This is a genomic window from Paenibacillus sp. MZ04-78.2 (assembly GCF_024213375.1).
Taxonomy (GTDB): Bacteria; Bacillota; Bacilli; order Paenibacillales; family NBRC-103111; genus Paenibacillus_G.
This window is the reverse complement of sequence record NZ_JANAVJ010000001.1, coordinates 22,705-44,182: the sequence shown is the minus strand read 5'-3', so window position 1 is coordinate 44,182 and position 21,478 is coordinate 22,705. Positions and strand designations below refer to the sequence as shown.

The window sequence follows — 21,478 nt, the reverse complement described above, 5'->3', positions numbered from 1 at the left end:
TGGCCCGGGGTTTTTAGTAATCTAACAAAATCGGTACATTGTTTTCTTTAGAAAAAAGTGCTGCTCGGTATAGCATCGAAAAGGCGAACTTTGCAAGAGATTCTGTATTATACTCCGTGGCTTCGTGGATAACGATTCCGATTTCTCCGGCTGCTGCTTGTCCATCGGTAGGGCGGCCCTCTGTATCCCTCCAATTCAAAATGGTCGCTTTCTCTGCCTTCCAGCCAATTTCATTGAGCTTTTCCAAGAGAGGGAAGGCGTCTGGGAGCGGTATTTTTTTGTCGCTTCGCGAATCCGGGGCAACTTTTGCTTGACGTACCGCGTCAGAAACCTATAATCGACTTTGGATGCAGTTTCCGGACCGGGGAGCAAACCGCCATGGCGGACTGCGAAACCTTTTCGCCGTGGTGCGTATATGTTTAGAGGATCTCCGTGAGAATGACCCGTTTCCGAGAGGGAGAAAGGGAGTGCCGAAGCATGATGACACGATTGGAATACCGTTTGTATGCCGAGGGCAGCGAGACGTTTCCGCTGCTGTATTATTATGACCGGATCGGCCGGGACGAGGTCGCTTTGCGTTTTGCTTGCGACTATTTTATTAAGGACGGCAAGGTGTATGAGAAAACCTCGTGCGCTGTGGAGCCGGAATGCTATGTCGTTTATGTGCAGGAAGTGCTTGACGAGCGGACGATGTTATGGGGGAAGCCGGAAGGTCCCCGCGGCGTTCGCATGGAGCTAAGGGAATACCGCGAATGGACGGCGGATTACCGGTTGGTGCATACGTTTACATTTCCCGATACGCTGGAGGCGATGCTGAACCTTCAGGCGAGTTATTTGTATGCGGAGGGCCGGGAATGGCAGCGCACTTGCGCCGAAATCGACGAAGACCGGGAGACGTATGTATACTATGCCATGCCGGTATAGCCGCAAATCAAACCGGGATAGACAGGAGTGACGAAGAATGGAACAGCAAAAAAGCAGCAGGACACGCAAACTGGTAGCGCTGTTCGTGGCGTCGACACTGGTGCTCGGCGGCACGGCGGGCTGCTCCAATTCCCAAAACTGCGCCGATCGAAACGGGGACGGTTACTGCGACAACGGCAGCGGCGGTTCGTCCGGAGGACATTATTACGGCGGTGGGGGCTCGAGCGGTAGCTCTACTAAAGCGTCTTCGGACAGCTCTTCCGGGATTAGCAAGGGAGGCATCGGCGGCAGCGGCAGTTCAAGCTCCTAACGCCAGAGCTGCCACGGTGGCGCGACGCGATAAAAAGCAACGATCAGAGAGGAGGCGTGCTGACATGAGCATGGCAAAGACGCTGCGGTCGGACGCTTCTTATGCGGAACGCCGGGAAGCGATCTATGGGCCGCTGCGGCAAGAGGGTGTATTTACATGGGACTGCTTATACGGCCAGGAATATGCGCTCGCCGGCTTGCACCGGTTGGAGCGTGCGCAGCTGGAAGAAATGCGCAGAGCCGCCGAAGCGTTAGGGCGCATCTATGCCAAGACCGTCCGGATCGTCCAGCAGGGCGAGCCGGCGCTTTTGGCTGAATTGGGACTGCCTCCCGCGTCGTTCGGTGTCATCCGTCTCCGGTTTGATGAAGACATCCCGACGCTGATCGGACGGTTCGATTTTGTTTTGACGCCGCAAGGGCTCAAGATGCTTGAGTTTAACAGCGATACGCCGACGGGGATCGTCGAAGCCTTTCATGCAAACGGCCGGGTGTGCGCCGCCTATGGCGAAGAGGACCCGAACGAAGGCTGCAGCGGGGCTTTCCGCCAGGCGTTCAAACGGATGCTTGACCTATACCGCGAAGCAGGCTATGCGTCCGAGCATGTCGTCTTCAGCTCGCTGGATTGGCATGAGGAGGATGCCGGAACGACTCGCTATCTCCTGAAGCAATCCGGGATTGCCGGCGCGGAATTTGCAGCGCTGTCCGACCTCCGCGTGGAGGGAGACCGGATATGGGCTCAGTCTTCTAATGCTGGTGACGAAGAAGCGGCGAGGTATCCGATCGATGTGTTGTACCGGCTGCATGCGATCGAGAAGCTGGCTGAAGACCGGGATACGGACGGCTATCCGACCGGCGAGCATGTGCTGGAACTAATCGCGGAACGCAAGCTGGCGATCATGAATCCGCCCTAGGGGTTTGCCGCTCAGACGAAGGCGCTGCAAGCGCTGATCTGGAATTTGCATCTAGCGGGAGAATTTTACACGGAAGAGGAGCATGAGACGATCGAAGCCTACATGCTGCCGACGTTTATGGAGCCGTGCTTCCCCGAAGGCACGCCTTATGTGGCGAAGCCGATTCTGGGACGCGAAGGTAGCGGGGTCACGATCTATGCGGGAAGCGGGGATATTGCGGAAGCGAGCGGGGAAGACGAATACGGGGATCAGCCGATGATCTACCAGCAATACGCCGAGCTGCCCCGCATCCGGGTGGAAACGTTAAACGGTCCATACGATGGCCGGCTGCTCTGGGGCTGCTTTCTGATCGACGGCCGAAGCTCTGCTGTCATTGCCCGTGTCGGCGGGAGCATTACGAACAATTTGTCCTATTATTTGCCTTCGTCGGTCATAGGCTAGGCCCGCAGATAAGAACGGCCTTACATTACAACGTTTATTGGGGGGAGTTCGTTGGATCAGTTTGGGAATATCGTTAACTTTTTGATGTATTTGGGCGTAACCGTCCCTCTTGTAGGGCTCGGCATCTTATTTTTTACCCTGACGACGCCGTACAATGAGTTTGCGCTCATCCGGGAGGGCGGCGATTTATCCGATCCCGGTAAAGCGGCGGCCGCCAAAGCAGCGGCTTACGATCTTGGGGGCAAAATTATCGGCCAAGTGCTCGTGCTGGCGTCCGCGGTATATCATTCGGTCGGTCTCGTCGATTTAATCATCTGGGGACTCATCGGTATCGCGTTCCAGATTATCGTGTTCTACTTGTTCGAATTGCTGACCCCTTTTAAAGTACTGGCCGAAATTCCGAAGGGCAACGTGTCCGTCGGTATTTTCTCGTTTTGCTTGAGTCTGGCGTCGGGTCTTCTGCTGGCTTCGTTAATCAGCTATTGATCGGACGACCTAAAATTTGGCTCCAAAGGAGGTTGTGCTCAACGTCATGTTAAAACTGAACAGCATTCACCATGCCGCTATCATTTGCTCGGACTATGAGAAGTCGAAGCATTTTTACGTCCGCGTGCTCGGACTGATGGTCATCCGGGAAACGTACCGGGCGGAGCGCCGGTCGTATAAGCTCGATCTGCGGATCGGCGACAGCCAGATCGAGCTGTTCTCGTTCCCGGATGCGCCCCAGCGGCCAAGCTATCCGGAAGCAAGCGGGTTGAGGCATCTGGCCTTCGAGGTTGACGACATCGAAGCGGCTGTCAAGGCTTTGGAAGCGGAAGAGATCGCCGTAGAGCCGATTCGTGTCGATGAGACTACGGGAAAACGATTTACGTTCTTTTTCGATCCGGACCGGCTGCCCTTGGAGCTGTACGAAAAATAAAGTAACGCAAGAAGCAAGACCCGTGTGCTGCGCACGGGTCTTTTTTTGCAAGCGGGATTTTCTTACGGATAAAAGTGGGTAAAAAGTTATAATTTTTAGTTCGTCCTAGTTCAAAAAGCTCATTAAAATCTAACAAGGACCTAATAGATTCCAAACATAACTTTGCTATGCTTGCCTTATCATCACAGAAGCTCTTGGGCGCAAGGGGACAATGATGGAGGTGCGGTGTATGGAAGGAAGATTTTCGGTAGGAATCATGTTCGGGGCGCTGTTGAGCGTCCCGCTGTGGCTGTCGATGATCGGCTGGTACAGACTGGTCGTGGGCGCCATCGCGTTGTTTATTTAAATCATAGCCATCGGCCGGGTGGGCCGATGGCTTTTTTGTAGGTATGAAGCTTTTGTCTTGACGGAATTCGTTAGTTTTTGACTTTAAAATGAACGACGGCGCTGTACAGCATTTTCCCGGCATTCGGGTCGAACACCACTTGATGGCAGATCGAAAAAACATCCAGCAGCAGCGCTTTGTTATTCTCGATTTTCGCGTCGATTTTCGCTTCGAGCGTTTTCAAATCGTAGGCTTCGAAAAATTCAATTTTATTCTCGATTCTGTCTAAAGTAAAACTCATCGTCATTCGCTCCCGGCTGCGTATTTGGCTTAAACTAAATCTACCAAGCTCCGTCCTTGATTGCAACTGCGCAAGAGAGCTGCCTTTACGGAAAGAAAGCTCGATTGCGCGCTTTGTTTTATAGCTATATTGTAATTTTTTGAGTAATATATTATTATTGCAATATATTTACTATTCATATAATTCCAAGCACTATAGTGGATTACATAGTTCTGTTGCGATCCGTCACCTATACGACCAGTTTAACGAAATCGCTTACATTGAGTTCCCCGCATCACACCATGGATTTCGACAGCTGCCGGACACGGGAAACATGCGTGAAGTGTCCGTTCCTCTATTTGATTTTTTCAATTCTAACGACATCCAGATCGCTCATTGATGATATTCGCGGACTATTGGCATATATAGACTCTTTACGAGTTTATATAAAACAAAGGATAGAAAGGAGGATATGCAATACTTGCAAGAACTTTTCCACACACGGGTTCACAGCTCTATTTTAAGGAGGTTTGATCGAACTGACAATTGTGAACGATTGCGAGGGTAATAAATAATCGTAGTGTCCTTAGTATCCTTACCGCCCCCAAAAATATATGATACAGCTTCGTTTACCCCACCATTCTCTATTCAAACTGCTTGTTGCCAGCAGCATGATGCTGCTAATGGCCGTAGTCATGCTGCTGTTCTCGGACCGGGCTTTTGCCCATGGTTGGGTCGATTCGCCGAGCAGCCGCGCCTATTTGTGCTTTCTGAAGCAAAATAAGAACTGCGAAGATGCTGGTTATAACAGGAACAACCTGGAAGCACTGAAAGGGTTTCCGCAGGCCGGGCCTGCCGACGGCAAAATCGCCAGCGCAAACGGAAAATATCCGGAGCTTGATCAACAATCCGCTACACGTTGGAGCAAGGTACCGATGACGGCAGGAATGAAAACGTTTACATGGACGTTGACCGCCGCTCATGTGACATCCAGCTGGAAGTATTACATGACGAAGCAAAACTGGGATCAGAACGCCCCGCTCAGCCGGGCTTCGTTCGATCTCACGCCGTTCTGCTCGGTAAATTACGGCGGAAAGAAGCCTCCTTCGACGTATTCCGATACGTGCAACGTTCCTAGCCGGACAGGATATCAAGTCATTCTGGCGGTTTGGGAAGTTGCCGACACGGCCAATGCCTTCTATAATGTCATCGACGTGAACTTCGGAGGAGATTCTTCGGATACTCAACCTCCTACTGCACCGACAGGGTTAAGCGCTTCCAACGTTGCAGCCACGAGCGTATCGCTGGCATGGAACGCATCGAGCGATAACGTTGGAGTGTCCGGCTACAAAATTTATAACGGCTCGACGCTGATTGCCGCCGTCTCCGGCTCGACTTTGAATTACAACGTCGCGGGGCTGACCTCGAATACGTCCTATACGTTTACGGTTCGCGCCGAGGATGCCGCAGGCAACGTCTCCAGCGCAAGCAACGCCGTCACGGTTACGACTCCTTCCGTACCTGTAGACAATGAGGCGCCTACGGCTCCGACCGGCTTGCATGTGATGGGTACTCCGACTTCCTCCAGCGTTCATCTGATGTGGAGCGCATCGACGGATAACGTCGGAGTGACGGGCTACCGGGTATATCGTGGAACCACTTTGGTGACCACGGTTTCGGGGACGACGCTCGAATATACCGTGACGGGACTGACACCCGATACGTCCTATACGTTTACGGTTCGCGCGGTTGACGCCGCCGGCAACGTATCGGCCGACAGCAATGCTGTCAATGCCAAGACGGCTTCCGGTCCGGCGGTTGCCGCATGGGCGCCGAACACGGCTTATACGGTAGGCACGCTTGTCACGTACAACGGCAAAACGTACGAGTGTCGTCAGGCCCACACCTCGCTGGTCGGCTGGGAGCCGTCTAACGCAGCTTCGTTGTGGTTGTTGAAGTAATCGGACAAGATTTCTTGAAAGGATAGCTTGTCAGAGCCAACTTCTGACGGACTATCCTTTTTCAATTGAGCGAGAATCCACAACAGCTTTCATGACTTGGCATCCGGTATTCGTCTCCTGCTTCGTAACCTCGTTTTCTTCTTTCCGATGTGCATCATTATGCTGTGTTATCCAGTATAAACCAAATGGACTATTGCGTGTTCGTATCTTGTTCGTATATAATACAAACAAATGTTCTCATTTGGAGGCGAGCGTGAATGGAAAGATACATTGGCCATATCATTGACGTGATTTATTTGGATATCGACAATAAGACCAAGCAGCGGAGAATTGAGGTTTTGGCGGTTGAGAATGGTGCCGTTAAAGCATTTTGTCATCAACGGCAAGCACTGCGTGTAATTTGGATCGAAAATATTTTAGCCGTGAAGCGGGTTTCCGTGTCATCGAGAGTATCATGAGCTGATGCACTGAAGGAAAAAAGAAAGCTGGTCCGGCAGACCGGTGAAAGACGTGATCGGGGTGGAATTCGTTGATGACAGATGTTGAAAAGAAAGTGCTTCGAATCCTGTGGAATCAATACAAAACAGCTTGGGCAAGGCCTGATGTCAAAAGGATCTCGTGGTTATCCGGGCGCACGGTGGAGCAACTGCGAAAAATTGTATTGTGCCTCGTCAAGGATGGTTACGTAGAAGTTCGCAGGGACGAGCTTCGGGTCATACAAGGCTTGGAGCAAAAGGCACCGCAGCAGTAGACAGGGATAGAACTGAAGATAAATTGAAAAAAAGGGGATGGAAATTATGATAGGCTTACCGACGTTAAGCAAGAAATACGCTGCGCTACGCCCGACAAGAGACGAATTTGAATTGGAGGAGCTGGGTAACCGATTGATTGAGGCTCAGGAAGAGGGAGCCGAGATTTTTTTGACCGTATGGGGAATGGACGAACAGGTGCGGGGACGAATCATCAACATGGACCCGCGAACCCGGCTGGTACATATAGAGCGTGACGGCGATAGGCTGAAAGTTTCTTATTTGGATATCATGAAAGCGGAGCGTGCCTAAACGGAATATTCGTCGGACCCGATGACAACGCCGCCTGCTCGATACCCGTAATTTCAAATCATGCCCCGGTAATTGACGGGGCCAAGTAAAAGACGCCCGAGCATTCCGATGCCGGGCGTTCGCTTTTTGGTGGCGACATGATACGGGGAATCCCCGAGGAAGAGCAGCAGGAACTTTTCGGCCGGCTGAGGACTTGATCCGCATCGTCTGGCTACAGAAAACGGTAGGTTGGGAGTTGATTCAATTTTCCGATGTAATTGAGGTGAATTTCGATGTTGAGCGATTCTGAAAGAAAGGTTCTCCGCATCCTGTGGAACATACACAAAAGCGATTGCATACGGCCAGATGCTGGAAAGATATGTCGACTTTCGGGACGGTCTGTAGAGGAACTTCGGACGATCGTAAAATCCCTTGCGAAAGCTGGGTACGTTGAAGTGAAAAAAGGAGAGCTTCGGGTTATTCGGGGATGGGAGCCGGAGGCGCCGAAACCACTATGGTTGCCGATAAATTAAAATAAGCGTTATCGCAAATAAGTTTATTTACATTTCTATAGGGTTTTGGTACAGTAAATATACATAGCAGTACTTATTCAGTGTATTGACATTAACTACGCAATCAAAGGCATAAACTAAAGAGAGTCGTGCTACCAACACGACTCCCACACAATAGCCGCTTTTAAGGGCGGTTGGCTTTGAACATTGGATATGGATCACGAAATGACCGCTACCTTTGCCGAGGGCGGTCTATTTCTTTTTGTTTTGGTTAATCGCACTGACTATAGTCACAACCAGCGCCAACAGTGCAATAAGCAGCATGCCGAAACTGATCATGAGCGTCAAAACGTCTTTAACCTCCACAGGCATCACCTCCCTTCCGAGAGGCTAGCCGACCGCCCATATAAGCCATTCTATTGTGATTGGAGTATTATACCATGTTTAATCCCTAGCAATCTACTATTTTCCCTATCATATGGAGTTGATACAATTTTCTTCTGGACATGTATAAAAATCTGTGCTCTCTCAAAATGTGATGCTTCTATATAAAGAAGCTTCGAAATATATGAATATATCGGAAAACCAACTTTAGATTATGTGCTGCAAAAAACAAATAACTCATGTCAGAGTGCGGGTAAAAAATTCGACGGTTTAAGGCCTTGTCAATAAAATCGGGGCCCGTCTCACGACGAGCCCCTTTCATGGGAGAGGAGAAACCGGACGAAGAGCTTATGGGGAACGTAAGTCTTCTCCGCGGTTGTCTACGACATTTTCGGATGTCGATGATATAAGGATGATCCTTTTTGCAGAAAGATATACATCCGCTGGCAAAATTTTTTTGGATTTTTTGTGCAAAAGATTCCGTTTGTGATACGATATCAATATTAAGTTGGCGGAAAGAAGGCTATACAGCATGAGAGTCATTTCGGGAAGTGCCAAAGGGCGGCCGCTGAAGGCGGTACCGGGCATGGGGACCCGGCCCACGACGGACAAAGTGAAAGAAGCGGTATTCAGCATGATCGGCCCTTATTTCGACGGCGGACAAGTGTTGGATTTGTTTGCGGGCACAGGCGGGCTGAGTATCGAAGCGTTGAGCCGGGGGATGGACCGCGCCGTACTCACGGACGTGGACAAAAAAGCCATCGACACGATTCGCCACAACCTTCAGGCGACCGGGTTGACGGAGCGGGCCGAAGTGTACCGCAATGATGCGATGCGCGCGCTCAAAGCGCTTTCCAAGCGGGAAGCGCGTTTTGATCTGGTTTTTTTGGACCCGCCGTACAAGCTGAAAGTGATCGGAGAGCTGCTGGAGGAGCTGCAACAGGGCGGAATGCTGGCCGACGGAGCGCGGATCGTGGTCGAGCATGATGCGGAGGACCGCCATGAGGGGGACTTCGGGAAGCTCGAGTGGCTGAGGCGGGCCGAGTATGGGGATACTTCCATTACGATTTACCGTACCCGCTCTGAGGGGAAAGAGACTTAAACTCGACAATAGAGGGAGCTGACTATACCCATGAATCCAATGATCGAGATTGGCGATCAACCCGGGCTGCGGGTGGCCGTGTATCCCGGCAGCTTTGACCCGGTGACGAACGGGCATCTGGATATTATTCATCGTGCCGCTAAGGTGTTCGATAAGCTGATCGTCGCCGTGCTCAACAATACAAGCAAAAATCCGCTGTTCTCGGTGGAGGAGCGGACGGAGCTGCTGCGGCAGGCGACCAAAGACTTGCCGAACGTCGAGATCGACAGCTTCCGGGATTTGCTCATTAATTATATGAAGCAAAAAAACGCGCACCTCATCGTCAGAGGACTGCGCGCGGTTTCCGATTTCGAATATGAGCTGCAACTGGCCTCGACCAACCGCAAGCTGTGCGAAGACATTGAGACATTCTTTATGACGTCGACACCGAAATACTCGTATTTAAGCTCCAGCATTGTGAAAGAAATCGCCCGTTTTCACGGGCCCGTGGTCGATCTGGTTCCTCCGGAAGTGGAGCGGGCGCTGCGCGGCAAATACGGCAGCGGAAGTTTGTAGCTCGGAACGAAGGCTTACCGCCGATGGCGGCGGCGATGGAAGAGAAAAGCGGCAAATACCGAGAGCACGAGCAGGACAAGCAGCATCGTACCGAACTGCAGCATCATCGGGCTGACCAAAGGCCACAGGCTGTCGCGCTCGAAGGACCAGCCGCTGCGGACCGCGGCATAGTGCGCAAGCACGGGCTGCTCACCGCCCAGCGAATCGGTGAGCGGCTTCCAGGCTAAACAGGTGAGCACAAAAGCAATCCCGCCATGCTCCAGCCGGGAACGCAGAAAGCGCAGGTAACGCAAGTCGGAAGCGGCAGTCAAGCTTTTGACTTGGGCGTGCGTGGACAAACCTCCCCACGAGAGCAGCAGACTGAGCAGCGCAAACGGCAAGGCCGACGAAGCGGCTTCGGTATATTGCGACAAAGCGTACGCTCCGAGATGCGGCTCGAAGAAGCCGGCCAGCAGCGCTTGGGCAAGCGTTATAGCGTTGTCGCGGTTAAGGCCAAGCGCGGAGGCAAGGGAAGCGGCAGTGGAGACAAGCCCGGAAAGCGAGACGGCGTGAAGCAGCACGGAGAACATCATCATGCACCCACTGATGAGGAAAAGCTGCTGAACGCTGGACGTCACCGAATCTCCCAGCAGCTTGCCGAACGTCCGGCCGTCGCGCGTCCGGGCTTCTTGAAATGCGTCGAAGCTCCGGCTGAGCCATCCTGCGCCTCCTTTGTCCTGCGATTTCATTTTCGGCAGTGGATAAGGTCCCGGGGCGCTGCGAAAACGGTGGAGCACGGCCAGGAGCAGCGTAGAGGCATAATGAATGACCGCAAGCGCAAGTCCGGCAGTCGCGTTTTGCAGGAAGCCGACGCCGACCACGCTCACGAGGAAAACCGGGCTCAGCAGGTGGGAGGCAGCGAGCAGGCGCTCTCCTTCGTCTCGGGTAAGCGTGCCGTCCTTACGAAGCTGGCCCACAGCTGCGGCACCGGCCGGCATGCCCGCCGTGAAGCCGAGCGCCACGATCCAGCCGGCGACTCCCGGAAGCCTGAACAACAGGCGCAGCAGCGGCTCAAGCAGTACGCCAAGTCCGTGCAGTACGCCCATTCCACGCAGCAGCTCGGTTATGATCAGAAAGGGCAGCAGGGCCGGGAAGACCAGCTTCCACCAGAGCTGTAGTCCTTGGAGCGAGGAGCGAAACGCTTCGTCGGGAAATGCGATGATGCTGACGACGAGAGCAAGCGCCGCGGCGCCGAGCAGCAGCGTCGTAAAGCGCGGGGAGAATAGAGCCTGTAACCGTTGCATCCGAATCATCACTCCAGCTTGGGTTAGTGGTACATGTTTACGCTTTGTCCGCATGGAATAGACCTGACAGGCGTACGCTACCTATAGAGATACGACATTTGCGAACGGCTGGGGGGACAGCTACCAATGGGAGAGGCTAGAGACATAAAACGCGCGTCACGCGTCGTTTTTTCCGTTTTTATAGCGATAGCGCTTTTGTATGTTGTTTTTATTATGCCTTTGCCGCTCTATATTTTTAAACCAGGGACGGCCGAGGACATAAATCCGATGGTTCACATCAAGCAGGCTTCGGAGGAAAAAGGCAAGTTTATGCTGACTACGGTACAGGTGGCCGACGCAACCGTGTTCGGCTATTTGATGTCTTATGTCCGGCCCTACGAAGAACTGCGATTGAAGCGGGATTTGCTCCGCAACAACGAGTCCGAGGCGGAATATTCGCGGCGTCAGGAAGTGGTTATGCTCACTTCGCAGGCGGATGCGATTCAGGCGGTGTATAACCGGCTGAAAATTCCTTACCATATCAGCAAGGACGGCGTCGTCATCCAGCAGGTATATCCGGATGTTCCGGCGCATGACGTGCTTCAGGCCGGCGATACCCTCGTGAAAATCGACGATAAACCGATTCAATCGATGGAAGAGGTTCGAGGCGGCATAAAAGGCAAGAAAGCGGGAGAAACCGTCTTGGTCAGCTACAAACGCAAAGACGTGATCCAGACGAAGGATATCGCTTTGGCCGCGCTGCCTGTCGACAAAAAAGCACAACCTGCGGACGCTGCACCTGCCGCTCCGCAGGTCGGGCTGGGAGTCGTATTGGCGGAATTGCACAGTGTGAAGCCCGGGTCGGAGGAACAGCAGGTAACCATTAAAGCGGGAGACATTGGAGGACCGTCGGCGGGACTGATGTTTTCGCTGGAAATTTATAACCGGCTGGCGCCAGGCGATATTACGAAAGGCTACAAGGTGGCGGGAACCGGAGAGATCGATCCGGAAGGCCATGTCGGTGTTATCGGAGGCATTCAGCATAAAATCGTAGCGGCCGACCGGGCGGGCGCCGAAATCTTTTTCAGCCCCGCAGATTATAAAGCTCCGACCGGGCAGACGATCCCCAATTATTCGGACGCGAAGAAGCGTGCCGAAGAGCTGGGAACCAAGATGACCGTCGTTCCGGTGGCCACAATGGCCGAGGCTTTGGACTATTTGGCGAAGCTGCCGGCGAAAACGGGAAGCTAGGTATCAATCCGTCACGACAACCGGCGGTTCGTAGTAATCCGCGAACCAATCGCGGGGAGCAGGCGCTTCATATCCGAGCGCATAGACAGAGGTAGCGCGAATATCCATTGCGAGCAGCGGCGAAAGCGTGTCCGTTACTTTGGTGACGACGGGCACCTTCGCCGTTGTTTTCATTCGTCGGAGCAGTTCCCGCCCTTTCGGACGGAAGCCAAGCACGCGCAGGTACGGCACGCCTTGGCCCAGCGTTTCGGCAGAAAGCTCTTCCTTGGTATGATTCAGCAAAATGCGCAGCAAGGTGCGCTGCAGCTTCGTCCGCGTATAGCGCTTCGTTTTGAGCCGGTCCAGCAGCGAAGCGACGCAGCCCTCGCCAAGAGCCGCCGTCTCGGTCAGCGCCTGCCGGATGCGGTGCTCCAGCCCTTCCGTAACCTCATGGAACGTTGCCAGCTGCTCCGGGGTATGATTCATGAGCTGCAGCAGCAGCGGCCTTGCGAAGCGCTCCCAATCGACCGGTGCGCGTCCGGCCTGCCATTCCCGCTCCAAAATATCCAGCGTCGTCGCAGGCGCATAAGGGCGGAGGGCGTGCAATGTACGTTCCTCAAAGAGCAGCTTGCGCAGAGCGGTAGCGCTTGCAATCCGTCCGTCCGTAATGTCGGTCTGATTGTATTCGGCTTTCGTCCTTGCGATCGTTTGCGGCCGGATGCCGCTGCGAAGCCGCCGCAGGGCGATCAGATAATGCAGACCGAGCGTATTGTTCGGCTTGGCGAGCTCGCTCTCGGCAGCGCCCGGTAGGAGCTGCGCTACGGCGCGGCTGTAGGCGGCCGGATACGGTACGCCTGCTTTCAGCTCTTGCTGCAGCAGTTCTCGCAGCGAAGCCGGCTCGTCCTGCAAGACATCGGCTGCCGCTTCGAGCCAGCCGATGTCGCCGCTTTCGCTGCCGAAGCAGAGGCTGTCGACGAGCCCGGTAGCGTCGAGCGCGGAGACGGCGCCGAAGGCGAACCATTCCGCCGGCTGGGCGCTGTAGGCGACCGGCAGCTCCAGAACGAGGTCGGCTCCCATGCGGAGCGCCATCTCGGCCCGCGCCCATTTGTTCACGACCGCCGGTTCGCCGCGCTGAAGAAAGTTCCCGCTCATAATGCAAATCGCGCTGTCCGCTCCCGTTACCTTTTTCGATTGTAGGTAATGATAGTAGTGACCGTTGTGCAGCGGATTGTATTCGACGACAAGACCGACGGTTGACATGCGTATGATTCCTCCCGTTCAGGGCTTCAGGCTTCTTTTGCCATTAACGAATATGTTTAATCACTATAGCATGAACATAGCATGAACTGAAAATGTTGACAAAACGGAACCGAAGTCGATATAATAATCTTTGTTTGTTTGGGGTGATACTCATGTTTATACATTTGAAAGATTTGGCATCCAAAGGCACGATCCGGATCGAAGGCACGGAAGATTTGACAGGTATCCTGCCGAAGTCCGGAAGTCTGCTCGGGCACGGTCCGCTGCAGGTGCGTTTGGAAGCTCGGGGCAAGGCCGGCACGGCCGAAGTCACCGGCGAACTGGACATCGACGTGGAGCAATCGTGCTCGCGCTGCTTGTCCCCGGTCGGACAGCATTTGACGATTCCGTTTCATGAGACGTTTGTGAAGGGCGAAGCTCAAGAGCTGGAAGAGTCCGAGGATCAGGACGAGGAAGACGTGCTGTATGTCTCCGAGGATCGGTTTGAGCTGAAGCCCTATTTGGCGGAAAGCATCCTGATGGCGCTGCCGTTCATCCCGATGTGCAGTGAAGATTGTCAAGGACTGTGTCCCGTGTGCGGAACGAACCGGAACGAGAAGGCTTGCGAATGCAAGACGGAGAAGGTGGACCCGCGTTTGGCCGGACTTGCGGATTTTTTTAAAGACCGATCGTAACCAGGAACGCAGGCTGAATTCGTTGAAGGAGGTGGGAAAGATGGCAGTACCTCAAAGGAGAACATCCAAAACGCGCCGCGATATGCGTCGTACTCATTTTAAATTGGAAGTACCAGGCATGGTAAAGTGTGACAGCTGCGGTGAATTGAAATTGGCTCACCGGGTTTGCAAAGTTTGCGGTCAATACAAGAAAAGAGAGATTATTAGCCAATAATCTTCCTGCAGACAAAAGAGATAGTACTCCACCTCCGGGTGCAGTGCTATTTTTTTGTTTGCTTGCGCTTCCCTTTTCAAACGGAATCCAGTATACTTTGCTTTGTGACTTGGTCATAAGAGATAGTGACATGTCATATGCATCAGGTGGGGACCTCCCTAGTTCAAGCTAAAAAAGGTGGTGCTCGTTATCGAACGCCTTCCGAAACGACAGCGCCAGCAGCAGTTGGCCAAAGCGATCGAAGAAAACCCGTTTATTACAGATGAAGAGCTGACGAAGCTGTTTCAAGTCAGCATCCAGACGATCCGTCTGGACCGGCTCGAGCTCGGCATTCCCGAGCTGCGGGAGCGGATGAAGCTGATGGCGGAGCAATCGTACGATCAGGTGCGTTCGCTTCCGCTGCATGAAGTCATCGGGGATGTCATCGATCTGCAGCTCGACAAGAGCGGCATTTCCATGTTCGAAATTCGAGAAGAGCATGTGTTCTCCCGGACGAAAATCGCCCGGGGTCATCATATATTTTCTCAGGCTAATTCCTTGGCCGTCGCGCTGATCAACGATAAGGTGGCGCTGACCGCCGCTGCGGACATCCGCTTCGTGCGGCCGGTCAAACTGCAGGAGAAATGCATTGCCAAGGCTTATGTCCGTTCGATCTCTAAAGGCAAAGCGAAGGTCGAAGTTTTTACATACGTCGGAGACGAAGTGGTATTCCAAGGAAATTTCATCATTTATCATGCGAGCAAAGATCGGCATGAAGGAGGAGAGCTTCATGCGGATAGCGATTGACGCGATGGGCGGAGACCATGCGCCGCAGGCGGCGGTGGATGGCGCGATCGCGGCGGCCGAAGAATGGCCGGAAACGACGATTATGCTGGTTGGAGATACAAGCGTGCTGGAGCCATTGCTTCAAGGGAAGAAGCTTGCGAATCTGGAATTGAGACACGCAAGCGAGACGATCGAAGCGGATGACGAGCCGGTTAAAGCGGTGCGGCGCAAAAAAGACGCTTCGATGGTCGTCGCCGGCCGTATGGTGAAGGAGCAGGAAGTAGGCGCTATGATCTCGGCGGGCAATACGGGAGCGCTGATGACCACGGGCCTTCTGGTTGTCGGCCGAATCAAAGGGATCGAACGTCCGGCGCTTGCGCCGATGCTGCCGACGGTTGACGGGGAAGGCATTCTTGCGCTTGACCTCGGAGCGAATATGGACGCGACGGCGGAGCATCTGGTGCAGTACGCTATCATGGGCAGCTTGTATCGAAGCAAAGTGCATGGAGTGGCCGAGCCGCGCGTCGGTCTCCTTAACGTGGGCACAGAAGCGATGAAAGGCAACGAGCTGACGAAGGCGGCTTTTCCGCTGCTTGAGCAGGCGCCGATCCGCTTCATAGGCAATGTGGAGTCGCGCGACGTGCTCCGGAAGCCTTGCGACGTCATCGTATGCGACGGCTTCGCGGGGAATATTATGCTTAAATCGATGGAAGGGGCGGCCTCGGTCATCTTTTCCGTCTTAAAAGAACAATTTATGCGTACGTGGTACACGAAGCTTGCGGCGGCGGCGGTCAAGAAAGGCCTGGGCCAATTCCGCAAAAAAATGGATTACTCCGAGCATGGCGCAGCGCCTCTGCTGGGCATTAACGGTCTGGTGCTCAAAAGCCACGGCTCGTCCAACGGCGTAGCTTTTAAAAATGCGGTGCGTCAAGCCCGGGTCGCTTTGAAAAACGATTTGGTTCGCAGCATCTCTGCAGAAATTAGCAACGGGAGCGAGTAATGATGAATAGCAGCCTAAAGCCTGTAGGCATTCTCGGAACGGGAAAATATGTGCCCGAGAAGGTACTGACCAATTTCGAGCTAGAGCAAATGGTGGACACAAACGACGAATGGATCGTCACCCGTACCGGTATCCGCGAACGCCGCATCGCTTCCGCGGAGCAAGCGTCGTCGGACTTGGCCTATGAAGCGTCGAAAATCGCCCTGCAGAACGCGGGCATCGCGCCGGAAGAGCTTGACTTAATTATTGTGGCGACGATTACCCCGGATATGGCGTTTCCGTCGACGGCATGCATTTTACAGGACAAGCTGGGGGCCAAAAAAGCGGCCGCCTTCGATCTGTCTGCGGCTTGTTCGGGATTTATTTACAGCTTGGCCAACGCCGCGAATTTCATCGCCACCGGAACGTATAAATATGCGCTTGTCGTAGGCGCGGAATGCTTGTCTAAAATTACGGACTACACCGACCGGAACACCTGTATTTTGTTCGGAGACGGCGCAGGCACGGTCGTGCTCGGAGAGGTGCCGGAAGGCCGCGGGTTTAAGTCGTTCGAGCTTGGCGCGGACGGCGCGGGCGGACCGCTGCTGAATGTCGCTGCGGGCGGTTCCCGCTGTCCGGCATCGCCGCAGAGTCTGGAAGGCAAGCAGCATTTCATCTACATGGCTGGCAGCGAGGTATTCAAGTTTGCGGTACGCATCATGGGAAGCGCCGCGGAAGAGGCGCTGCGCAAGGCGGGAATCGACAAGTCCGAGGTGGATTTGCTCGTACCGCATCAGGCGAATATCCGCATCATTCAATCCGCGCTGCAGAAGCTGAATTTGAGCGAGGACAAATGCATGATCAACTTGCACAAATACGGCAACGTGTCGGCAGGATCGATTCCGATCGCTCTCGCGGAGGCGGCGGAGTCCGGACGGATTAAAGAAGGCGATTGCTTGGTGCTTGTCGGTTTCGGCGGGGGCTTGACTTGGGGCGCTTCCGTCTTGGTATGGTAAATGATCCGGGAGATGGCATTACATCTTGATAGCTTTGTGCAGAACCGGCCGTTTCGGTCCGTCCGCACGGCTTGCAGTCGGTAATAAAGGAGAATCGGATATGGGGAAAATCGCATTCGTATTCCCGGGTCAAGGGGCCCAGGCGGTAGGGATGGGGAAAGACGTTTATGAAGCGGATGCCGCCGCGCGGGGCATTTTCGAAACGGCCGACAAGGCGCTCGGCTCCCCTCTCAGCCGCATCGTCTTCGATGGTCCGGAGGAAGAGCTGAAGCTTACCGCGAATACACAGCCTGCGCTGCTTACAACCAGCATTGCCTACCTTGAGCTGTTTCGCGCGCGTCACGGCCTTCAGCCGGATTATGTCGCCGGGCACAGCCTTGGCGAGTACAGTGCGCTTGTGGCGGCAGGTGTGCTAAGCTTTGAAGACGCGGTCCGTACGGTGCGCGCGCGCGGCGAGTTTATGGAGCAGGCGGTGCCGAGCGGACAAGGCGCTATGGCAGCCGTGCTCGGCGCCGAGCGAGAAGCGCTGCGGCAGCTGTGTTCGGATGTCAGCGGGCAAGGAAGCGTTGTTGAGCTTGCGAACCTCAACTGCCCGGGACAGATCGTAGTTTCCGGCAGCAAAGAAGGGGTGCAGGCCATCGCCGAACGCGGCAAAGAAGCCGGCGCGAAACGCGTGATACCGCTTGAGGTTAGCGGACCGTTTCATTCCTCGTTGATGAAACCCGCTTCCGAGCGTCTCGGCGGCGTGCTGGAGTCCGTTGCAATGAAAGCGGCGGCCGTTCCGGTCGTTGCTAACGTGACGGCGCTGCCGGTGCAGGAGCCGGCGGAAATAAAGCAGCTGTTGATCGATCAGGTGCATTCCTCCGTACTGTGGGAAGACAGCGTTGCATGGCTGCTCGGGCAAGGTGTGGACACGTTTGTCGAAATCGGCAGCGGCACCGTTCTGGCGGGGCTGATCAAGAAAATCGACCGCAGCGCGAAAGTGTATTCCATCAACAGTCTGGAAGCCATCGAGAAATTTCAGCTGGAAACGACGGAATAAACGATTATTGTTGGGAGGAATTAGCGTATGCTAACGGGAAAGGTAGCGCTGGTTACCGGCGCCTCTCGCGGCATCGGCCGGGCCATCGCCATCGGACTTGCGGAAGCGGGGGCCGATGTGGTCGTCAACTACGCGGGCAGCGAAGCGGCAGCGGCGGAAGTTGTGCAGGCCATCGAAGCGATAGGGCGCAAGTCGTTTAAGGTAAAAGCGAACATCGGTTCCGTCCAAGAAGTCGATGAGATGTTCAAGCTCATCCTGGAAGCGTTCGGCCGGATCGATATTTTGGTCAACAACGCGGGAATTACGCGGGATAACCTGATTATGCGTATGAAGGAAGAGGAGTTCGATCAAGTGATCGAGACGAATCTGAAAGGCGTGTTCAACTGCGTAAAAGCGGCTACGCGCCCGATGATGAAGCAGCGTTCGGGACGGATTATCAACATCTCGTCCGTCGTCGGAGCGACGGGGAACGCCGGGCAGATCAACTATGCGGCTGCCAAAGCGGGCGTCATCGGGATGACCAAAACAGCGGCGAAGGAGCTTGCCTCGCGCGGCATCCATGTGAACTGCGTCGCGCCGGGCTTCATCGAGACCGATATGACCGACAAGCTGTCGGAAGATCAGCGCTCGCAGCTCATGACGCAAATTCCGCTCGCGCGTCTGGGGAAGCCGGAGGACATTGCCAAAGCGGTGGTATTTTTGGCGTCCGACGATTCGTCCTATATGACGGGACAGACGCTTCACGTCGACGGCGGCATGTATATGTAGCCAGGCTTGCGGCAACAATGGGCGGAGGTGCGGGCAGACGCAAACGTACTGCCAGAGTTGCCGCAAAATACAATTTTTTGGCGAAATTTGTTTTTTCGCACTAAGCGACGCTTGCTATGGCATTTTGTCCATAAGTTAAGTATAATACCAGAGAGGAGGTGAACCGGATGTCCGAAGTTCTGGATCGCGTAAAACGCATCGTTGTGGACCGTCTCGGCGTTGACGTAGCGGAAGTAACCCTTGAGGCTTCTTTTAAAGATGATTTAGGTGCCGATTCTCTCGATGTCGTAGAATTGGTTATGGAATTGGAAGAAGAGTTTGATATCGAAATCTCTGATGAAGATGCAGAGAAGATCACTACTGTAGGTCAAGTAGTTGAGTACATAAAATCTCATACGTAAAACGCATAAGTCCCGTTTTTCTTGGATAAACGGGACTTATCTCCATTCCGTGCCTAACTGCGCGCAGTAGCGAGCTTGACCCCTTACGGATGAAGTACATAACGAAGGTTATTTACAATAGAGGTGAATTACAGCATGAAACAAAGAATCGTTATTACGGGTCTCGGCGTGATGTCCGCGCTTGGACGCGATCTTGAAACGTTCTGGGGGAATCTGATGTCCGGAAAGTCCGGCGTCAGCGCGATTGAGTCGTTTGACGTCAGCGAATATCCGACACGGATCGCCGCCGAGGTTAAAGATTTTAATCCAGAAGATTATTTTGACAGAAAAGAAGCCCGCCGCATGGACCGCTTCGTGCAATTTGCCGTGGCCGCTTCAATAATGGCCTTGAAGGATGCAGGGCTGAATGTTAAAGAAGATACCGATCCGGAACGGGTCGGCGTTTATGTCGGCTCGGGGATCGGCGGCTTGTCGACTTGGGAAGAGCAGCATAAAATTTTGCTCGAAAAGGGACCGAAGCGGGTCAGCCCGTTCTTTATTCCGATGATGATCGCCAATATGGCGGCTGGGCAAATCTCGATGATCGCGGGAGCCAAAGGACCGAACAGTACGGCCGTTACCGCCTGTGCGACAGGTACGCATTCCATTGGAGACGCCTTCAAGACGATCCTTCGCGGCGATGCGGACGTGATGATCTGCGGCGGTGCGGAAGCGACGATCAGTCCGACGGGCGTTGCAGGCTTTTGCGCGCTGCGCGCCATGTCGACCCGCAACGACGAGCCGGAAAAAGCGAGCCGTCCGTTCGATACAGATCGCGACGGGTTTGTCATGGGCGAAGGCGCCGGCATTCTCATTCTGGAATCGCTGGAGCATGCGCAGAAGCGCGGAGCCCGCATTTACGGCGAAGTGATCGGCTATGGCATGAGCGGAGACGCGCATCATATGACCGATCCGGACCCGGACGGCGCTGCACGTTGCATGGTTAAAGCCGTGAAAGACGCCGGTATTCCGTTTGAAGCGATCGATTATATCAATGCGCACGGCACTTCGACGCCGGTCGGCGACAAATCGGAGACGACCGCGATTAAGCAGGCATTCGGCGAGCACGCTTACAAGTTGGCCGTCAGCTCGACCAAGTCGATGACGGGACACTTGCTTGGCGCAGCGGGAGGCGTGGAAGCGCTCATTTGCGCATTGGCCTTGAAGCATGGCGTGATCCCGCCGACGATCAATCTCGACAATCAGGACCCCGAATGCGATCTGGATTACGTGCCGAATACGCCGCGTCCGTTCGATCTGCGCACCGTCATGTCGAACTCGTTCGGCTTCGGCGGCCATAACGCAACGGTCATTCTGCAAAAGTACGAGGCTTAAGAGCATAGATTTCACGGGGCCGGCTAAACTATACCATTGTTTCGTGGAAGTTGGTTGCACGTTTCAATCTCCACGAAACAAATTGCTTACACGAAGGTGATTAGATATGCATCGCAACTTAAAACAGCTGCAAGCGGACCTGGGAATCTCGTTCCGGCGTCCCGACCTTCTAAGACAGGCATTTACGCATTCTTCCTACGTGAATGAGCATCGCATCGGCCAACACAAGGATAACGAGCGGCTGGAGTTTCTCGGCGACGCTGTTCTGGAGCTGACCGTATCGGAATATTTGTTCGACAAGTATCCGGACCGCACGGAAGGCGAATTGACCAAATTGCGTGCTTCCATCGTCTGTGAGCCCTCGCTCGTCGGCTTCGCCGAGCAGCTCGATTTCGGATCTTATGTGCTGCTCGGCAAAGGAGAGGAGCTGACCGGCGGTCGAACCCGTCCGGCACTGCTCGCAGATGTGTTCGAATCGTTTATCGGCGCGCTTTACTTGGATCAAGGCTTGGAGACGGTGCGCGCTTTTCTGAGCCGTCATATGTTTCCAGGCTTGCCCCAGCAGGGGCGCCTGTTAATGGCGGATTACAAAACGATTCTACAGGAGCATACTCAGCAGCATAATATAGGCCCCTTGGAATACAAAATCGTAGACGAACGCGGTCCTGCGCACGAGCGGGAGTTCGCGGCGGAAGTATATCTTCATGAGGAAATGCTCGGTCGGGGACTTGGCCGCTCCAAGAAGGAAGCGGAGCAGCATGCGGCTGCCGAAGCGCTCACGAAGCTGGAGGTCAAGGTGGATCAGCCATAAAGCAAGTTCGCAGAAGGTG

26 protein-coding genes and 1 pseudogene are annotated in these 21,478 nt (G+C 54.1%); 22 read left to right on the top strand and 5 right to left on the bottom strand.

Annotated features, from left to right (window positions below; all coding sequences use genetic code 11):
• Nucleotides 1-13: 13 nt before the first annotated feature.
• Nucleotides 14-247 carry a hypothetical protein gene (locus tag NLX71_RS00245; RefSeq protein ID WP_254361505.1) on the bottom strand — a complete coding sequence of 78 codons (234 nt, stop codon included), beginning with the start codon at nucleotides 245-247 and terminating at the stop codon, nucleotides 14-16.
• Nucleotides 248-480: 233 nt separating this feature from the next.
• Between NLX71_RS00245 and NLX71_RS00240 the strand changes: the two genes are divergently transcribed.
• From NLX71_RS00240 to gloA2, 5 genes and pseudogenes are all read left to right on the top strand, one after another.
• Nucleotides 481-924, top strand: a complete 444-nt coding sequence (locus NLX71_RS00240) for a hypothetical protein (RefSeq protein WP_254361746.1) — start codon at nucleotides 481-483, stop codon at nucleotides 922-924.
• A gap of 37 nt (nucleotides 925-961) precedes the next feature.
• Nucleotides 962-1,234 carry a hypothetical protein gene (locus NLX71_RS00235; protein WP_254361504.1) on the top strand — a complete coding sequence of 91 codons (273 nt, stop codon included), beginning with the start codon at nucleotides 962-964 and terminating at the stop codon, nucleotides 1,232-1,234.
• Between the two features lie 64 nt (nucleotides 1,235-1,298).
• Nucleotides 1,299-2,585 (top strand): annotated as a pseudogene (locus NLX71_RS00230) (glutathionylspermidine synthase family protein).
• Nucleotides 2,586-2,636: 51 nt separating this feature from the next.
• Nucleotides 2,637-3,071: a DUF350 domain-containing protein gene (locus NLX71_RS00225; RefSeq protein ID WP_254361503.1), complete on the top strand. Its 435-nt coding sequence runs from the start codon at nucleotides 2,637-2,639 to the stop codon at nucleotides 3,069-3,071.
• 46 nt (nucleotides 3,072-3,117) lie between these two features.
• Nucleotides 3,118-3,504, top strand: coding sequence for an SMU1112c/YaeR family gloxylase I-like metalloprotein (gene gloA2 / locus NLX71_RS00220; protein ID WP_254361502.1), 387 nt, complete (start codon nucleotides 3,118-3,120; stop codon nucleotides 3,502-3,504).
• Nucleotides 3,505-3,920: 416 nt separating this feature from the next.
• On the opposite strand, the gene NLX71_RS00215 is transcribed toward gloA2, so the two are convergent.
• The gene (locus NLX71_RS00215) at nucleotides 3,921-4,130 is read right to left on the bottom strand and encodes a YrzA family protein (protein WP_254361501.1); all 210 of its coding nucleotides are present in this window, start codon (nucleotides 4,128-4,130) and stop codon (nucleotides 3,921-3,923) included.
• Nucleotides 4,131-4,723: 593 nt separating this feature from the next.
• On the opposite strand from NLX71_RS00215, the gene NLX71_RS00210 reads away from it, so the two are divergent.
• The 4 genes from NLX71_RS00210 (at nucleotide 4,724) to NLX71_RS00195 (ending at nucleotide 7,131) form a co-directional block, all read left to right on the top strand.
• Nucleotides 4,724-6,070 (top strand): lytic polysaccharide monooxygenase, encoded by a 1,347-nt coding sequence (locus NLX71_RS00210; protein ID WP_254361500.1) that lies wholly within the window; start codon nucleotides 4,724-4,726, stop codon nucleotides 6,068-6,070.
• Nucleotides 6,071-6,327: 257 nt separating this feature from the next.
• Nucleotides 6,328-6,528, top strand: a complete 201-nt coding sequence (locus NLX71_RS00205; protein WP_254361499.1) for a hypothetical protein — start codon at nucleotides 6,328-6,330, stop codon at nucleotides 6,526-6,528.
• A 74-nt stretch (nucleotides 6,529-6,602) separates the two neighbouring features.
• Entirely contained in the window at nucleotides 6,603-6,821 is a 219-nt protein-coding gene (locus NLX71_RS00200; RefSeq protein WP_254361498.1) for a hypothetical protein, read from the top strand.
• Nucleotides 6,822-6,867: 46 nt separating this feature from the next.
• Nucleotides 6,868-7,131 (top strand): YolD-like family protein, encoded by a 264-nt coding sequence (locus tag NLX71_RS00195; protein WP_254361497.1) that lies wholly within the window; start codon nucleotides 6,868-6,870, stop codon nucleotides 7,129-7,131.
• Nucleotides 7,132-7,874: 743 nt separating this feature from the next.
• On the opposite strand, the gene NLX71_RS00190 is transcribed toward NLX71_RS00195, so the two are convergent.
• Nucleotides 7,875-7,994, bottom strand: a complete 120-nt coding sequence (locus NLX71_RS00190; protein WP_302058015.1) for a putative holin-like toxin — start codon at nucleotides 7,992-7,994, stop codon at nucleotides 7,875-7,877.
• 544 nt (nucleotides 7,995-8,538) lie between these two features.
• On the opposite strand from NLX71_RS00190, the gene rsmD reads away from it, so the two are divergent.
• The gene (gene rsmD, locus NLX71_RS00185; protein ID WP_254361495.1) at nucleotides 8,539-9,108 is read left to right on the top strand and encodes a 16S rRNA (guanine(966)-N(2))-methyltransferase RsmD; all 570 of its coding nucleotides are present in this window, start codon (nucleotides 8,539-8,541) and stop codon (nucleotides 9,106-9,108) included.
• 30 nt (nucleotides 9,109-9,138) lie between these two features.
• On the top strand, nucleotides 9,139-9,663 hold the full coding sequence (coaD, locus tag NLX71_RS00180) for a pantetheine-phosphate adenylyltransferase (protein ID WP_254361494.1): 525 nt from the start codon (nucleotides 9,139-9,141) through the stop codon (nucleotides 9,661-9,663).
• Nucleotides 9,664-9,677: 14 nt separating this feature from the next.
• On the opposite strand, the gene NLX71_RS00175 is transcribed toward coaD, so the two are convergent.
• Complete coding sequence (locus NLX71_RS00175) at nucleotides 9,678-10,946, bottom strand: nucleoside recognition domain-containing protein (RefSeq protein WP_254361493.1); 1,269 nt, start codon at nucleotides 10,944-10,946, stop codon at nucleotides 9,678-9,680.
• 126 nt (nucleotides 10,947-11,072) lie between these two features.
• Here NLX71_RS00175 and NLX71_RS00170 point away from each other — a divergent pair, with 126 nt between their 5' ends.
• Nucleotides 11,073-12,176, top strand: coding sequence for a SepM family pheromone-processing serine protease (locus NLX71_RS00170; protein WP_302058014.1), 1,104 nt, complete (start codon nucleotides 11,073-11,075; stop codon nucleotides 12,174-12,176).
• 3 nt (nucleotides 12,177-12,179) lie between these two features.
• Here the strand turns inward: NLX71_RS00170 and NLX71_RS00165 are convergent, their stop codons facing one another.
• Nucleotides 12,180-13,415: a nucleotidyltransferase gene (locus NLX71_RS00165; RefSeq protein WP_254361491.1), complete on the bottom strand. Its 1,236-nt coding sequence runs from the start codon at nucleotides 13,413-13,415 to the stop codon at nucleotides 12,180-12,182.
• Between the two features lie 152 nt (nucleotides 13,416-13,567).
• Between NLX71_RS00165 and NLX71_RS00160 the strand changes: the two genes are divergently transcribed.
• From NLX71_RS00160 to rnc, 10 genes are all read left to right on the top strand, one after another.
• The gene (locus NLX71_RS00160; protein WP_254361490.1) at nucleotides 13,568-14,089 is read left to right on the top strand and encodes a YceD family protein; all 522 of its coding nucleotides are present in this window, start codon (nucleotides 13,568-13,570) and stop codon (nucleotides 14,087-14,089) included.
• A gap of 40 nt (nucleotides 14,090-14,129) precedes the next feature.
• Nucleotides 14,130-14,303, top strand: coding sequence for a 50S ribosomal protein L32 (gene rpmF, locus NLX71_RS00155; protein WP_254361489.1), 174 nt, complete (start codon nucleotides 14,130-14,132; stop codon nucleotides 14,301-14,303).
• Between the two features lie 177 nt (nucleotides 14,304-14,480).
• Nucleotides 14,481-15,089 (top strand): transcription factor FapR, encoded by a 609-nt coding sequence (gene fapR / locus NLX71_RS00150; protein WP_010501116.1) that lies wholly within the window; start codon nucleotides 14,481-14,483, stop codon nucleotides 15,087-15,089.
• Entirely contained in the window at nucleotides 15,073-16,068 is a 996-nt protein-coding gene (gene plsX / locus NLX71_RS00145; protein WP_254361488.1) for a phosphate acyltransferase PlsX, read from the top strand. Before fapR ends, plsX begins: the two co-directional genes overlap by 17 nt.
• A gap of 2 nt (nucleotides 16,069-16,070) precedes the next feature.
• Nucleotides 16,071-17,063: a beta-ketoacyl-ACP synthase III gene (locus NLX71_RS00140; protein WP_254361487.1), complete on the top strand. Its 993-nt coding sequence runs from the start codon at nucleotides 16,071-16,073 to the stop codon at nucleotides 17,061-17,063.
• Between the two features lie 100 nt (nucleotides 17,064-17,163).
• Nucleotides 17,164-18,105: an ACP S-malonyltransferase gene (gene fabD / locus NLX71_RS00135; RefSeq protein ID WP_254361486.1), complete on the top strand. Its 942-nt coding sequence runs from the start codon at nucleotides 17,164-17,166 to the stop codon at nucleotides 18,103-18,105.
• Between the two features lie 27 nt (nucleotides 18,106-18,132).
• Nucleotides 18,133-18,873 (top strand): 3-oxoacyl-[acyl-carrier-protein] reductase, encoded by a 741-nt coding sequence (gene fabG, locus NLX71_RS00130; RefSeq protein ID WP_254361485.1) that lies wholly within the window; start codon nucleotides 18,133-18,135, stop codon nucleotides 18,871-18,873.
• 167 nt (nucleotides 18,874-19,040) lie between these two features.
• A complete protein-coding gene (gene acpP / locus NLX71_RS00125) occupies nucleotides 19,041-19,274 on the top strand; it encodes an acyl carrier protein (protein WP_254361484.1) in 234 nt (77 codons plus the stop codon).
• Between the two features lie 135 nt (nucleotides 19,275-19,409).
• Nucleotides 19,410-20,648: a beta-ketoacyl-ACP synthase II gene (gene fabF, locus NLX71_RS00120; protein WP_254361483.1), complete on the top strand. Its 1,239-nt coding sequence runs from the start codon at nucleotides 19,410-19,412 to the stop codon at nucleotides 20,646-20,648.
• A 106-nt stretch (nucleotides 20,649-20,754) separates the two neighbouring features.
• Nucleotides 20,755-21,459 carry a ribonuclease III gene (gene rnc / locus NLX71_RS00115; protein WP_254361482.1) on the top strand — a complete coding sequence of 235 codons (705 nt, stop codon included), beginning with the start codon at nucleotides 20,755-20,757 and terminating at the stop codon, nucleotides 21,457-21,459.
• Nucleotides 21,460-21,478: the final 19 nt, after the last annotated feature.

Bases quoted from the DNA above. Each gene is read 5' to 3' on its own strand.
- NLX71_RS00240 (WP_254361746.1), top strand. From the start codon at position 481: ATGACACGATTGGAATACCGTTTGTATGCCGAGGGCAGCGAGACGTTT.
- NLX71_RS00235 (WP_254361504.1), top strand. From the start codon at position 962: ATGGAACAGCAAAAAAGCAGCAGGACACGCAAACTGGTAGCGCTGTTC.
- gloA2 (WP_254361502.1), top strand. From the start codon at position 3,118: ATGTTAAAACTGAACAGCATTCACCATGCCGCTATCATTTGCTCGGAC.
- NLX71_RS00215 (WP_254361501.1), bottom strand. From the start codon at position 4,130: ATGAGTTTTACTTTAGACAGAATCGAGAATAAAATTGAATTTTTCGAA.
- NLX71_RS00210 (WP_254361500.1), top strand. From the start codon at position 4,724: ATGATACAGCTTCGTTTACCCCACCATTCTCTATTCAAACTGCTTGTT.
- NLX71_RS00205 (WP_254361499.1), top strand. From the start codon at position 6,328: ATGGAAAGATACATTGGCCATATCATTGACGTGATTTATTTGGATATC.
- NLX71_RS00200 (WP_254361498.1), top strand. From the start codon at position 6,603: ATGACAGATGTTGAAAAGAAAGTGCTTCGAATCCTGTGGAATCAATAC.
- NLX71_RS00195 (WP_254361497.1), top strand. From the start codon at position 6,868: ATGATAGGCTTACCGACGTTAAGCAAGAAATACGCTGCGCTACGCCCG.
- NLX71_RS00190 (WP_302058015.1), bottom strand. From the start codon at position 7,994: ATGCCTGTGGAGGTTAAAGACGTTTTGACGCTCATGATCAGTTTCGGC.
- rsmD (WP_254361495.1), top strand. From the start codon at position 8,539: ATGAGAGTCATTTCGGGAAGTGCCAAAGGGCGGCCGCTGAAGGCGGTA.
- coaD (WP_254361494.1), top strand. From the start codon at position 9,139: ATGAATCCAATGATCGAGATTGGCGATCAACCCGGGCTGCGGGTGGCC.
- NLX71_RS00175 (WP_254361493.1), bottom strand. From the start codon at position 10,946: ATGCAACGGTTACAGGCTCTATTCTCCCCGCGCTTTACGACGCTGCTG.
- NLX71_RS00170 (WP_302058014.1), top strand. From the start codon at position 11,073: ATGGGAGAGGCTAGAGACATAAAACGCGCGTCACGCGTCGTTTTTTCC.
- NLX71_RS00165 (WP_254361491.1), bottom strand. From the start codon at position 13,415: ATGTCAACCGTCGGTCTTGTCGTCGAATACAATCCGCTGCACAACGGT.
- NLX71_RS00160 (WP_254361490.1), top strand. From the start codon at position 13,568: ATGTTTATACATTTGAAAGATTTGGCATCCAAAGGCACGATCCGGATC.
- rpmF (WP_254361489.1), top strand. From the start codon at position 14,130: ATGGCAGTACCTCAAAGGAGAACATCCAAAACGCGCCGCGATATGCGT.
- plsX (WP_254361488.1), top strand. From the start codon at position 15,073: ATGCGGATAGCGATTGACGCGATGGGCGGAGACCATGCGCCGCAGGCG.
- NLX71_RS00140 (WP_254361487.1), top strand. From the start codon at position 16,071: ATGAATAGCAGCCTAAAGCCTGTAGGCATTCTCGGAACGGGAAAATAT.
- fabD (WP_254361486.1), top strand. From the start codon at position 17,164: ATGGGGAAAATCGCATTCGTATTCCCGGGTCAAGGGGCCCAGGCGGTA.
- fabG (WP_254361485.1), top strand. From the start codon at position 18,133: ATGCTAACGGGAAAGGTAGCGCTGGTTACCGGCGCCTCTCGCGGCATC.
- acpP (WP_254361484.1), top strand. From the start codon at position 19,041: ATGTCCGAAGTTCTGGATCGCGTAAAACGCATCGTTGTGGACCGTCTC.
- fabF (WP_254361483.1), top strand. From the start codon at position 19,410: ATGAAACAAAGAATCGTTATTACGGGTCTCGGCGTGATGTCCGCGCTT.
- rnc (WP_254361482.1), top strand. From the start codon at position 20,755: ATGCATCGCAACTTAAAACAGCTGCAAGCGGACCTGGGAATCTCGTTC.